Here is a 13,250-nt window from a genome sequence, read left to right as displayed (position 1 = left end):
GCTAGACCTCCATCACCACGGGGATGATCATCGGACGCGTCTTGGTGCGGTTCCAGATGAAGTTGGAGAGCGAGTCGCGCACGGCCTTGCGCAGTGCGTCGGAGCCGCTCGAGGTGAAGTTGAACTTGCCGCGCTCGATGGTGCGCATGATCGCCTCGGCGGCGTCGTCCGAGAAATCCTCGTCGATGGGGAACGAGACGCCGCGACCGGAGAAGTCCACCGCGTCGATCTTCTTGCGCTTGATGGAGACCACGGCCACCGCCGTGACCATGCCGTCAGAGGCGAGCTTCTGGCGGTCGCGCAGTACGATGGGATCGGTGTCGCCGATGCGCAGGCCGTCCACGTAGACCACGCCGGACTCAACCGAGCGACCGCGCTTGACCTTGTGGTCGCGCATCTCGAGCGAGTCGCCGTTGTCCATGATGAAGATGCGATCACGCGGGATGCCCATCTGCTCGCCCAGGCGGGCGTGGGCGCGCAGGTGCACGGCCTCGCCGTGCACGGGCATGAAGTAGCGCGGGTTCGTCATGGCCAGCATGAGCTTGAGCTCCTCCTGGCTGCCGTGACCGGAGACGTGCACCAGGCAGCGGCTCTTGTCGTACACGTCGCAGCCGAGCTTGGCCAGGCTGTTGATGACGCCCTGGACGGCCTTCTCGTTGCCCGGAACGGGGGTGGCGGAGATGATCACGGTGTCGCCCTCGTGGATGGAGAGCGTCTTGTGCTCGCCGTTGGACATGCGGGAGAGCGCGGAGAGCGGCTCGCCCTGGGAGCCCGTGCACATGACGACGATCTGGTTCTCGGGGATATTGCCGATCTCGAAGGCATCGATCAGGTCGGACTCGTCGATCTTGAGGTAGCCGAGCTCGCGCGCCACGCGGGTGTTGGTGAGCATGGAGCGGCCCGTCACCACGATCTTGCGATGGCACTTCTTGGCCGCGTCGCAGATCTGCTGCAGGCGATGGATATGGCTCGAGAACGAGGCCACGAACACGCGGCCCTTCGCGTTCTTGATGGCCTCGTAGAGCTGCGGCCCCACGGCTGCCTCGGAGAGCGTGTAGCCCGGCTTGACAGCGTTCGTGGAGTCGGCGAGCAGTAGGTCGATGCCCTCGCGGCCGAACTTGGAGAACGTGGCGTAGTCGGGGCGCACGCCGTCGATGGGCGTGTTGTCGAGCTTGAAGTCGCCGGTGTGGAGCACGGTGCCCGCCGGCGTCTTCAGGCGGATGGCGAGCGCGCCGGGGATGGAGTGCGTGGTGGAGATGAAGTCCACGCCGAAGGCGCCCAGGTTCACATGGCTGCCGCCGTGAACGTCGTGGTACTTCTGCTTCTTGAGCTTGAACTCCTCGAGCTTGCCCTGGATCATGCCGATCGTGAGCTTGCTGGAGTAGATCGCGGGACGGTTGTTCAGATCCTGCAGCAGATACGGCAGGGCGCCGATGTGGTCCTCGTGGCCGTGCGTGATGAGGATGCCGCGCAGCTTCTCCTCGTTCTCGAGAACGTAGGTGTAATCGGGCAGCACGAGATCGATGCCGGGCTGGGAGTCATCGGGGAACATAAGGCCGGCGTCAATCAGGATCATGTCGTCGCCGTACTCGAAGGCCGTCATGTTCTTGCCGATGCCGTCGAGGCCACCGAGCGGGATGATCTTGAGGGCCGGCGCCTTCTTCTTAGCGTTGTTGTCTTTTGCCATGTTGTAGCTGAAATCCTTTCTTGTCGACAACATCTATGTACAGGCGGATCATGCCGCCTACCAATTCACGGAGATACTTCACTTTATCAGGTTTGCTGAAAGAGCAGCCACGCCCGCTCAAAACCTACAGGGGAACCACAGCGGCGCGGCCGTCGCGGTTCCCTTGACGGACCGATTCGCGAAACTGGAAAACTATGGGGCAAAACCGCAGGAACGAACCGAACGACATCGCGCCCACGCTTGTAAGGGGACACGATACCGCGGTTCGTTCCTGGGGTTTACGCCGAAGTTTTCTCAGCTCGCTCTTCAGGTCCACAGGGGAACCGCGACGGCCGCGCCGCTGTGGTTCCCCCGTGGGATCGCCTATTTGACGACCAGGTTCACCAGCTTGCCGGGCACGCAGATCGCCTTGACGACCGTCTTGCCCTCGAGCCACTTGGCAGCGACCTGCTCGGCAGCGGCGCGCATGGCGTCGGCATCCGCGACGACGGGCACCATCGCGCGGCCGCGCACCTTGCCGAGAACCTGCACGGCGATCTCGACCTCGTCGGCCGCGGCCTCCGCGGCGTCGAAGGTGGGCCAGGGCGCCACGTAGACGCTCTCCGTGTGGCCGAGCGCCGTATGCCACAGCTCCTCGGTGACGAACGGGCAGATGGGCGCAAGCGTGCAGACGATGTCCTCGGCCACCTGGGCGACGAGGGCGGCGTCGGCTGCCTCGCGCTCCCCCGCCGGCACGGCGTTGAGGTAGGCGTTCGCGGCGTTCACCAGCTCCATGATGGCGGAGATGGCGGTGTTGAACTGCTGGCGGTCGAAGTCCTCGGTGCACTTGGCGAGCGTGCGATGGCGCTCGCGGTAGAGCTTCAGACCCTCCTCGGAGAGCGCCGCCTTATCGAGGGCGGACGCGTCCGTCCCCGTCTCGACGAGCTGCCAGACGGTGCGCCAAGCGCGCTTGATGAAGCGGTTCGCGCCGGCCACGGCGTCCGTATCCCAATCGAAGTCCTTCTCGGGCGGGGCGATGAACAGGATCGTCAAGCGCATCGTGTCGGCGCCGTAGGGCTCGATAACGGAGGACGGCGGCACCACGTTGCCCTTGGACTTGCTCATGACGTCACCGTTCTCGTCCTTCACCATGCCCTGGCAGAGCAGGTTGGTGAACGGCTCGTCCACGTCGAGCAGCCCCATGTCGCGGAGCGCCTTGGTGAAGAAGCGACTGTAGAGCAGGTGCAGGATGGCGTGCTCGATGCCGCCGATGTAGTTGTCCACGGGCATCCAGCGGTCGGCGGCCTCGCGGGAGAACGGCAGCTCATCGTTGTGCGGGTCCGTGTAGCGGATGTAGTACCAGCTGGAGCACGTGAAGGTGTCCATGGTGTCGGTCTCGCGGCGCGCGGGGCCACCGCACTGGGGACAGGTGCACTCGTAGAAGTCCTTGTCCTCGGCAAGCGTCTCGCCGGCACCCAGGTTCAGGTCCTCGGGCAGCGTGACGGGCAGGTCCTCCTCCGGCACGGGCACGATGCCGCACTTCGGGCAATGGATGGCCGGGATGGGGTTACCCCAGTAGCGCTGGCGGGAGATGAGCCAGTCGCGCAGGCGGTACTGCACGGAGCGCTTACCGGAGCCCGCCGCCTCCAGGTCGGCCACGATGGCCGCCTCGCCCGCGGAGTGCTTGCCGCCCTCCATGCCGGTGTACTTGCCGGACTGCACGAGCGTGCCCTCGGCCACCATGGCGGCGTCCCAGTCCACGGAGGTGACCTTGCGGCCCTGCTCGTTCTTCAGCTCAGCGTAGAGTGGGTCGTCGTCCGCGAGGATGATGGGGATGATGGGCAGGTCGTACTTCTTGGCGAACTCGAAGTCGCGCTGGTCGCCGCAGGGGACGGCCATGACGGCACCGGTGCCGTAGTCGGAGATGACGTAGTCGGCCACCCACACGGGAACCTTCTCGCCGTTGATCGGGTTCACCACGTAGCGGCCCGTGAAGGCACCGTGCTTCTCGAGCTCGCCCTGGGCGCGCTCCACCGCAGAGACGTGCTTGGAATCCTCCACGACCTTCATGACGGCGGCCTCGTACTCGGTGCCCGCCACAAGCTCGGCAAGGCCCTTGTACTCGGGCGCGAGCAGGAAGAACGAGCAGCCGAAGAGCGTGTCGGCGCGCGTGGTGAAGACGGTGATCTTGGTGTCCGTCGGCTCGCCCGCGGCGTCGCAGAGGGTGAAGTCCACCTCGGCGCCCTCGGAGCGGCCGATCCAGTTGGCCTGCATCTGCTTCACGCGCTCGGGCCAGCCGGGCAGCTTCTCGAGGTCGTCAAGCAGCTCCTGCGAGTAGGCGGTAATCTTGATGTACCACTGCTCGAGGTCGCGCTTCTCCACCTCGGAGTCGCAGCGCCAGCAGTGGCCCTCGGTCACCTGCTCGTTGGCGAGCACGGTCTGGCACTTGGGGCACCAGTTGACGGGGTTCTTCTTGCGGTAGACGAGCCCGCGCTCCCACAGCTTCTCGAAGATCCACTGGCCCCACTTGTAGTAGTTGGGCTCGCAGGTCTTCACCATGCGGTCGAGGTCGTAGGAGAAGCCCATGCGCTTCATGGTGGCGAGCGCCTGGTCCATGTTCTTGTAGGTCCAGGCCGCAGCCTGGGTGTTGTGCTTGATGGCCGCGTTCTCGGCAGGCAGGCCGAAGGCGTCGAAGCCGATGGGGTGCAGCACATCGAAGCCGCGCATGCGGGCCTGGCGCGCCATGGCGTCGCCGATGGTGTAGTTGCGCGCATGTCCCATGTGCAGGTCGCCCGAGGGGTACGGGAACATCTCGAGCACGTACTTCTTGGGCTTGGCGGGGTCCGTGTCCACGGCAAAGAGGTTCTCCTCGTCCCACGTCTTCATCCAGCGGGACTCGATGGCCCGCGCATCATAGGTGGGCACCTCGCGAGAGATGATGTCGCTCATATACGCTTGTCCTTCTTACTGCTTAAGGATTAGTTGAAACCGACCGTCTGCTGGGAGTCCTTGACCACGACGTCATGGGCGCCGCCCTCGACGATGGACGTGGCGGACACGAGCGTTAGTCGGGCCTTCTCCTGGAGCTCCTTGATGGAGTTGGCACCGCAGTTGCACATGGTGGACTTGACCTTGTAGAGCGTGGAGCCCACGCCGTCCTTGAGGGAGCCGGCGTAGGGAACATAGGAGTCCACGCCCTCCACGAAGGAGAGCTTGGCCGCGCCGCCCAGGTCGTAGCGCTGCCAGTTGCGGGCGCGGGCGGAACCCTCGCCCCAGTACTCCTTCATGTACTGGCCGTTCACGTTAACACGCTCGGTGGGGCTCTCGTCGAAGCGCGCGAAGTAGCGGCCGAGCATGAGGAAGTCGGCGCCCATGGCGAGCGCAAGCGTCATGTGGTAGTCGTAGACGATGCCGCCGTCGGAGCACACGGGCACGTAGACGCCCGTCTCCTTGTAGTACTCGTCGCGCGCGGCGCACACGTCGAGCAGCGCGGAGGCCTGGCCACGGCCGATGCCCTTGGTCTCGCGGGTGATGCAGATGGAGCCGCCGCCGATGCCCACCTTCACGAAGTCGGCGCCGCAGTCGGCGAGGAAGCGGAAGCCCTCGGCGTCCACCACGTTGCCGGCGCCCACCTTGACGTCCTCGCCGTAGTTGGCGCGGATCCACTCGATAGTGCGCTTCTGCCACTCGGAGAAGCCCTCGGAGGAGTCGATGCAGAGGACGTCGGCACCGGCCTCGAGCAGCAGGGGCACGCGCTCGGCGTAGTCGCGGGTGTTGATGCCCGCGCCCACCATGTAGCGCTTATCGGAGTCGAGCAGCTCGTTGGGGTTGGTCTTGTGCGCGTCGTAGTCCTTGCGGAAGACGATGCCCATGAGGTGGTCGTTCTCGTCCACCACGGGAAGCGCGTTCAGCTTGCGGTCCCAGATGATGTTATTGGCCTCGGAGAGGGTGATGTCGCAGCTGCCCACGATGAGCTTCTCGCGCGGGGTCATGAAGTCGGCGACGAGCATCTTGGGATCGTCGCGCGAGGGGCGGTAGTCGCGCGAGGTGACGATGCCCAGCAGGCGGCCGCGCGAGGTGCCGTCCTCGGTAACGGGCATGGTAGAGTGCCCGGTGCGCTCCTTAAGCTCCATGACCTGGGCCATGGTCATGTCGGGCGTGAGGGTGGAATCGGACTCGACGAAGCCCGCCTTGTGATCCTTCACGGCCTTGACCATGGCGGCCTCCTGCTCGGGCTTCTGCGAGCCGTAGATGAAGGAGATGCCGCCCTCGGTAGCGAGCGCCACGCCCATGTCGACGCCGGAGACGGACTGCATGATGGCGGAAACCATGGGGATGTTCAGCGTAATGGAAGGCTCCTCGCCCTTGCGGTAGCGCACGAGCGGGGTCTTGAGCGACACGTTGGCGGGCACGTTTTCCGAGGATGAGTAACCGGGGACGAGCAGGTACTCAGAGAAGGTATGCGACTCACCGGGGAAGATCGTGGCCATGATGCTCCTATTCTACGCAGCGGTACAAGTGCAGCTATTGTAGCGCACGCGGGGCTGCTACAATGCGACTCGTCGAATGTACATCTGCACGCCGCGCGGGAGCGCCCAGGCGGGCGAAAAAAGCAAGGGGAAGCACGTATGGCACTCAAGGCGAGCACGCGCATCACGGTACGCAACGCCGAGGCAGAGCTGCCGGGCGGCTTCGGAGCCGGATGCGTGGAGCTGCTCGAGGGCGTGGACGAGGAGCATTCGCTCAACCGCGCCGCCAAGCGCATGGGTATGGCGTACTCCAAGGCCTGGCGCATCGTCAACGAGGCCGAGGACCAGCTGGGATGCAAGCTGCTCGACCGCAACGGCGCGCTCGGCTCGACCCTCACCGAGGAAGGCCACCGCGCCGTGGACGGGTACCGGAAGCTCCAGGCAGAGGTCGATGCGCTCGTGGCGAGGCGCCTCCCGGAGCTGCTCTAGCGCGCTGCGCACGAACGTCTCCTCCGCGCGGTAAGGGATTCGCGCGGAGAAGGGCGAGCCTCCTCGCCGAATCCTACCCTAAAAACGTCTTGAGGCCGATCAGGATGAGCACGAAGCCGCCCGCTACCTGGGCGCGCGCGCCGAATCGCTCGCCCAGGCGTCGACCGAGCACGAGCACGAACCCGCAGCAGAGAAACGTCATCACACCGATGGCGCCGGAATAGAGGACGATGTTCTTGCGCGCGGCGGCGAACGAGACGCCAACCACGAATGCGTCGATGGACGTGGCGATGGCCTCGAAGAAGATCGTCGCGAACGTGAGGCTCGCGTTCTCGCACGTCTCGGGCTCGCGCAGCTCGCGCACCGCCTCCCACACCATCTTGCCTCCCACGAAGGCGAGAATGGCGAGGCTCACGATGCCCGCGTAGGCGTCGATGAGACCCGCGATGAGCGTGCCGCCGAAGAAGCCGGCAATAGGCATGGCGACCTGGAAGATCGCGAACGCGATCGGCATGGCAATCTTCTTGGAGAACGGCATATGGGGCTCGCAGAGCGAATTGGACAGCGTGACGGCCATGGCGTCCATGGCGAGCGCGACGCCGAGCAGCATCGCCTCGGCAAGATTGGCGAGGTCGAAGGAACCCACGGCACCCTCCCTGATGCTTGGGGTTGACGATGAGATAGATTGGATGCGCCCGGATGCGCCCGGCGAAGCTAAGGCTGCGGCGGGTTGCAGAACATGCGAAGCGCTTGGTCCAGGTTGTCCGCAACCGCCAGAGGGTCGTCCACGCCCGCGAAGAGCCGGATGAAGCGCGCCTCTGCGCCGTCGCGCGCCGACATCCTCGTTATGGCGCCGCCCGCAGGCGCCGCGCGGAAGGAGGGGTCGCACACGGCGATGAGCGAGGCGGCGGTGACCGGGTACGGCAGCTCGAACTCGACCGCGGGACCGAACCCGTGCTCGAGGACCGCGGCGGCGACGTCGTGGTCGGGATGCGAGGCGAGGCCGGGATAGCCGACCCAGGGGATGGCGGGATGGCAGTCGAGGTAGGCGGCGAGCGCGCGGGCATGGTCCAGGTGGGCCTGCATGCGCGCCGGGAGGGTCTCGAGACCGCGCGCGACGGCATCCAGGTCCGCAGGGGCTAAGGCCGAGGGCGTCGTTCCCTGGCCCAAGCGCATGGCGAGCAGCAGGTAGGCATCCTCGGCGAGCGGGTCGGTACGGCGCCGGCGGCCCTTGCCGGTGACGGAGGGCGCAACAGCCAGGCCCACGAGTTTCTCCGACAGCTCGCCCGCGGCCACGCGGTCGAGCGCCTCGAAGACGAGATGGGCGCCGAGCGCGAGCGGGTGGCAGCAAAACGAGGAGGGTACGGTGTCGTCCACGATGAGGACGGCGCCCGCCGCCTGGGCGGCGCGCACGAGGGCGCGCAGGTCGGGTACGCGAAGCCCCCGGCAGCCGATGGCGTTCACGAACCAGAAGAGGCGATCCACGCAGGCCCCCGCCGCGTGCGCGTAGCTCGCGTGGTGGGCGGGCTCGGGAGCGGACGCGTAGGAGGTCCGAGCGGGATCGGGCTCCGGCTCCTCGTCCGGATCGGACGCCTCGGTGAACGCCTCCGGCGTGGGCTCATCGACGAACCGAACGGTCCCCTCATGGAAGCCCCGGTGGAAGGCGTGCGCGAAATCGTCGGCGCAGACGACCAGCCGGTCCGTCGGCCCCACGAGCCCCAGCTTGGCGATGGCCTCGGGGACGTTGCGCGCAGAAAGAAACCAGGCGGCGCGGCCGCGATGCGCCTCGGCGAACCGTTCGGCAACCTCAGAGAATGAAAGCCCCATGGCGCCGCCCCCTCTCGCATTGCAAAGTTTTTCCAGTGTAGCGGATTCCCCCGTGCCGCGATGCGCCGCACGGGGGAATCCGAGAGGAACCATGCAAGGGCCACAGGCAATAGCGACCGCTCCTGAAAAGCGGAGACGCCGCCTACGCACGCCGTTACCCCAAGGGCCAGAACCGCACCCGATGCCCCCGCGCGACTCGTCCAGGAAGCGCAGCTCGAGCCGCGCCGGCAGGCCCTCCCCCGCCGGCAGCCACGCCAGGCGCAGTCCGTCCGCGAGCACGAGCTCGAAGGAGGCATCGATACCCATGGCGATGAAGTCGAAGCACCGGGCCGCATCGCCCTCGATGGCGAGCTCGCCCGTGGCAGCCGTCTCGGCGCCGCGCATCCCCTCGACCTCGCGCACCGGCTGCTGGCGCAGCGCTCCGTTTTGGCCGGCGGTGAGCTCGCGGGGAAGGCCCAGGCAGTGCTGCCAGCCCCCCGCGATCGAGCACGTGGATGCGCTGCGAAAAGCGCCCGTTACCGATGCAGGCGTCGTGCGCCTGCTCAGCTGCGCCGACGAGGCGGGCAAGGTCGCATCCGAGAGCGTTGCTCATGGGTTCTGTTCTCCCCGAGGTCATCCAGTCTCGCGAGCAGCGAGCAGAACCCCCAACGGCCCTCCGGCCGGGGCGGGGCACTCACGCGGCAGCAAATAGTTGCTACACGCCCACGAGCTGGTAGCCGAGTTCCATTTGCCTGGCCACGGTGGTCTCGCCGTCGATGATGTCCATGAGCATCTGCGTTGCCTTAATGCCACTCGTCATGTAGCCGAAGTGCACGGTGGGGATGCCACCGGTCGCCGCGCGGAGGAACCGGTCGTCGCCAAAACCGGAGACGCGCGGCGCACCGTGCGCGGCAAGGCCGCCGAAGCGCTCGGCGATCGCATGGATGGCGCCAGCGGCGATGGTGTCGGTGGCACAGGATATGAAATCGGCTCCAGATCCTCGTTCAGATGCAACGGCGAACCCGTCATCGAACAGGCTCAGGGCACCCTCGTAGCCGGCTTCCATGGTGAAGGCGCCCTCGCGGTAGAGGCGCTCGTCGAAACCGATGCCGCCTGCCTCCAGACCCGCGATGAAGCCGTCCATGCGAGCGCGGCCGGCGACGCGGTCCTCGCGGGTCACGCCCTTGGTAGGCCACCCGTCCGCTCGGGCCCGCCTGCTCGGCCACATGGCGTCCGAGGTCTCGTGCGGCGCCGGCGTCGTCGTGGTACACGCAGTTGAAGCCGCGGGCGCGCTGCCCCACGAGCACCACGGGCACCTTGGCCTCGCGCAGGAAGGCACGGTGGCGGGGTGTGAGGATCGTGGCGAGGAGCACGATGCCGTCCACGGGATGTCCCTGGAAGAGTTCGAGGTACTCGAGCTCGCGCTCGGCGTGGTTATCGGTGTTGGCCAGGAGCATCTGGCAGCCGCGTTCACGCAGCACCTGGCCGATACCGGCGGTGATGCGGCTGATGGACTCGGAGTTGATCTTGGGCACGATGACGCCGACGATGCGCGTGGAACCGGTGCGCAGCGCTCGGGCCTGCGCGGAGGGCGCGTACCCGGTGCGCTCGATCGCCTGGCGAATCCGCTCGCGCTTGTCATCCGCCAGGTAGCCGCCGTTCAGATAGCGCGACACCGCAGCACTGGAGACGCCTGCGAGCTCCGCCACTTCCTTGATCGTCACGATGCCCCCCTTCACTGGTCCGAACCATGATACCCCCGGTACTCCAGGGCTCCCGCCGCACCAGGCCACAGAACGGACGAGTGGCAGCTACCGAGCTGCCGAATCGTACCCGTCGGAAACCCCCTCCCCCGGACTTCCCCGAGCTTCCCCGGGCCGTTGCTAAGCAGACTGTCCACCAAGGGGCGGTTGCTAAGCACATCCGTCACCAAGGAGCGGTTGCTAAGCAGATACGCCACCAAGGGGCGGTTGCTAAGCACTTCTGCCACGAAGGGCCCGTTTCAGCGCCCTTCGTGGAAAATATGCTTAGCAAGCGCATCTAGCTGGAAGGTTTGCTTAGCAACGTCCCCCTATGTGGACAGCCCGCTTAGCAACGTCCCCCTCGGTGGACAGCCCGCTTTGCAACGTCCCCCTAGGTGGACAAGTTTGCTTAGCAACTGCCAGCGCCCTCCCCCGGTGCAGGCAGACACCGCTCCTGACAACGGCAAAGGGGCGGAACGAACATGTCGTCCCGCCCCTTCGGAGCCAGGTCTAGAGGTCTATGGAGGAGTCAGACTTACCGGCGGTTCGCGCGGTAGAAGGCGATGAGCGCCTGCGTGCTCGCGTCCTGCGCGGCGAGCGCCTCATCGTCGTGGAACGCCGGGGTGATCTGCTTGGCGAGCTGCTTGCCGAGCTCAACACCCCACTGATCGTAGGAGTCGATGCCCCACACGGTACCCTCGACGAAGGTGATGTGCTCGTAGAGCGCGATGAGCGAACCCAGGGCGCGCGGAGTCAGGTCCACGCCGAAGATGCTCGTGGTCGGACGGTTGCCGGCGAACACGCGGGCGGGCACCATCCACTCGGCCGTGCCCTCGGCGCGGACCTCGTCGGCCGTCTTACCGAAGGCGAGGGCCTTGGTCTGCGCCAGGAAGTTGCCGAGGAAGAGCTCGTGGACGTCCTGGTTCCCGTCTTCAACGGGGTTCGGCGTGTTCACGAAGGCGATGAAGTCGGCCGGCACGAGCTGCGTTCCCTGGTGGATGAGCTGGTAGAAGGCGTGCTGGCCGTTGGTGCCCGGCTCGCCCCAGAAGATCTCGCCGGTAGCCGAGGTGACGGGCGTGCCGTCCCAGCGCACGTGCTTGCCGTTGGACTCCATGGTGAGCTGCTGCAGGTAGGCCGGGAAACGGTGCAGGTACTGGTTGTACGGCAGCACGGCATGGCACTTGCAGCCCAGGAAGTTCACGTACCACACGTTCATGAGGCCCATGAGGGCGACGACGTTCTCCTCGAGCGGCGTCTCCTTGAAGTACACGTCCACGTCATGGAAGCCGGCCAGGAATTCGGAGAAGCGCTCCGGACCGAGCGCGATGATGAGCGAGAGGCCCACGGCGGAGTCCACGGAGTAGCGACCGCCCACCCAGTTCCAGAAGCCGAACGCGTTCTCGGGGTCGATGCCGAAGTCGGCCACGAGGTCGAGCGCGGTGGAGACGGCCACGAAGTGCTTCTCGATCGCCTCGGCGTCCTGCTCGGCGCTACCGTCGATGGCGCCCGCCGCCTTGAGGCCGTTCAGCAGCCAGGTCTTGGCCTCGCGCGCGTTGGTGAGGGTCTCCAGCGTGGTGAAGGTCTTGGAGACGATGATTACGAGCGTGGTCTCGGGGTCGAGCCCGCGAACCTTCTCTGCCATGTCATTCGGGTCGATGTTGGAGACGTAGGTGCAGTCGATGCCCGCGTCAGCGTAGGGCTTGCACGCCTCGTACACCATGACCGGACCGAGGTCGGAGCCGCCGATTCCGATGGAGAGCACGTGCTCGATCTTCTTGCCGGTGATGCCCTTCCACGCGCCCGAGCGCACGCGCTCCGCGAAGGCGTACATGCGGTCGAGCACCTCGTGGACGTCGGCCACCACGTCCTGGCCGTCCACGATGAGCGCGCCGGCCTCGCTGGCGGGACGGCGGAGCGCAGTGTGGAGCACGGCGCGGTCTTCGGTGGTGTTGATGTGCTCGCCGGCGAACATGGCGTCGCGGCGCTCCTCCACGTGCACGGCGCGCCCCAAGGCGGCGAGGAGCTTGACCGTCTCCTTCGTGACGAGGTTCTTGGAGAGGTCGAAGTGCAGGTCACCGATCTGGTAGCTCAGGCGAGACACGCGCTCGGGATCGGCGGCGAAGGCCTCCTTCAGGCTGAAGCCCTCCATCTGCCGCTGATGCGCCTGGAGCGCGGCCCACTCGGGTGTGGACGCAGCATCGACGGGTGCGGGAATGTTCGACATGTACGGTCCCTCCTTGGACGTTTTTGCAAACAGGCCCATTGTAGCGCGAGCGCGCGGGAACGCGCCCGTGAGGAGCGGCTGCGGCGCCGGGCGCGCCGCAGTGCTACGCCGCGCTCCCCCGCTCGCCCAAAAAGAGCGGCACGACCAGGCGGGTGTAGAGCGCCAGCCAGATGATGCTCGCACAGAAGCCGCCCAGCACGTCGCTCGCGTAGTGGACGCCCAGGTAGATACGGCTGATGCCGATCGCGGCGATCACGATGCCGAAGGCGATGGTCAGAAGGTTCCGCTGGCGACGGTCCCGCTCGTAGCGCCACACCAGCCAGACGATGAGCCCGAAGAACGCCATGGCCACCATTGAGTGCCCGGAGGGGAACGAGAAGCCCGTCTCCTCGATGAGGCGGAAACCCTCGGGCCGGGGCCGCTGGACCAGGGTCTTCAGCCCCACGTTCAAGAGCGCCACGAGCACCAGGTTGATGGCGCAGCACCATCCCGGCCGGGCACCCGGGGCGAAGGCGGCGATCACGAGGAGCAGCACCACGAGCACCACCGGGCTCGCGAGCGCCGAGAACCCCTCCATCACGGGGGTGAGCCACGGCGTGCGCAGGCGCTCCACGATGAGCGCGTAGGCCCATCGGTCGATACGGAGCGCGTCGGGCTCGAGCACCTCATCGAGCAGCAGCAGGAACAGCGCCAGGCAGCAAGCCACGACCACGAGCCGCCGATGCGTGCGGACGAGCCGCGCCAACCGGGCCGGCAGGCTCCGGCGCTCCTCATCGGTCATCCGGGTGTCGTCGAATCTCTCCATCAATCTCCCTTCGTCCCCGTCATTGTAACCGCCCCACCCCTGTCCCCAG

General features: G+C 66.5%; 10 protein-coding genes. 1 reads left to right on the top strand and 9 read right to left on the bottom strand.

The window, feature by feature from the left end; translation table 11 throughout:
* Position 1: 1 nt before the first annotated feature.
* The 3 genes from GDJ97_RS04030 to GDJ97_RS04020 all read right to left on the bottom strand — a co-directional run bounded on the left by GDJ97_RS04030 (position 2) and on the right by GDJ97_RS04020 (position 6,156).
* Entirely contained in the window at positions 2–1,687 is a 1,686-nt protein-coding gene (locus GDJ97_RS04030) for a ribonuclease J (RefSeq protein WP_152069932.1), read from the bottom strand.
* A 363-nt stretch (positions 1,688–2,050) separates the two neighbouring features.
* Positions 2,051–4,615: a leucine--tRNA ligase gene (gene leuS / locus GDJ97_RS04025; protein ID WP_152069931.1), complete on the bottom strand. Its 2,565-nt coding sequence runs from the start codon at positions 4,613–4,615 to the stop codon at positions 2,051–2,053.
* A gap of 29 nt (positions 4,616–4,644) precedes the next feature.
* Positions 4,645–6,156 carry an IMP dehydrogenase gene (locus GDJ97_RS04020; protein ID WP_152069930.1) on the bottom strand — a complete coding sequence of 504 codons (1,512 nt, stop codon included), beginning with the start codon at positions 6,154–6,156 and terminating at the stop codon, positions 4,645–4,647.
* Positions 6,157–6,294: 138 nt separating this feature from the next.
* On the opposite strand from GDJ97_RS04020, the gene GDJ97_RS04015 reads away from it, so the two are divergent.
* On the top strand, positions 6,295–6,624 hold the full coding sequence (locus GDJ97_RS04015; protein ID WP_152069929.1) for a winged helix-turn-helix domain-containing protein: 330 nt from the start codon (positions 6,295–6,297) through the stop codon (positions 6,622–6,624).
* Between the two features lie 73 nt (positions 6,625–6,697).
* Here the strand turns inward: GDJ97_RS04015 and GDJ97_RS04010 are convergent, their stop codons facing one another.
* The 6 genes from GDJ97_RS04010 to GDJ97_RS03990 all read right to left on the bottom strand — a co-directional run bounded on the left by GDJ97_RS04010 (position 6,698) and on the right by GDJ97_RS03990 (position 13,201).
* Positions 6,698–7,270, bottom strand: a complete 573-nt coding sequence (locus GDJ97_RS04010; protein ID WP_152069928.1) for a manganese efflux pump MntP family protein — start codon at positions 7,268–7,270, stop codon at positions 6,698–6,700.
* Between the two features lie 68 nt (positions 7,271–7,338).
* On the bottom strand, positions 7,339–9,018 hold the full coding sequence (locus tag GDJ97_RS04005; RefSeq protein ID WP_152069927.1) for a PLP-dependent transferase: 1,680 nt from the start codon (positions 9,016–9,018) through the stop codon (positions 7,339–7,341).
* A gap of 127 nt (positions 9,019–9,145) precedes the next feature.
* A complete protein-coding gene (locus GDJ97_RS09540; RefSeq protein ID WP_226808809.1) occupies positions 9,146–9,496 on the bottom strand; it encodes a hypothetical protein in 351 nt (116 codons plus the stop codon).
* Positions 9,456–10,154, bottom strand: coding sequence for a LacI family DNA-binding transcriptional regulator (locus GDJ97_RS04000; RefSeq protein ID WP_226808807.1), 699 nt, complete (start codon positions 10,152–10,154; stop codon positions 9,456–9,458). Before GDJ97_RS04000 ends, GDJ97_RS09540 begins: the two co-directional genes overlap by 41 nt.
* 553 nt (positions 10,155–10,707) lie before the next feature.
* Entirely contained in the window at positions 10,708–12,396 is a 1,689-nt protein-coding gene (gene pgi / locus GDJ97_RS03995) for a glucose-6-phosphate isomerase (protein ID WP_152069926.1), read from the bottom strand.
* 103 nt (positions 12,397–12,499) lie between these two features.
* Positions 12,500–13,201, bottom strand: coding sequence for a phosphatase PAP2 family protein (locus GDJ97_RS03990; RefSeq protein WP_152069925.1), 702 nt, complete (start codon positions 13,199–13,201; stop codon positions 12,500–12,502).
* Positions 13,202–13,250 lie beyond the last annotated feature (49 nt).

The organism is Collinsella sp. AK_207A (genome assembly GCF_902501965.1).
Taxonomy (GTDB): Bacteria; Actinomycetota; Coriobacteriia; order Coriobacteriales; family Coriobacteriaceae; genus Collinsella.
The sequence above is the reverse complement of the archived record's forward strand: the minus strand, read 5'-3'. Positions and strand labels throughout refer to the sequence as shown.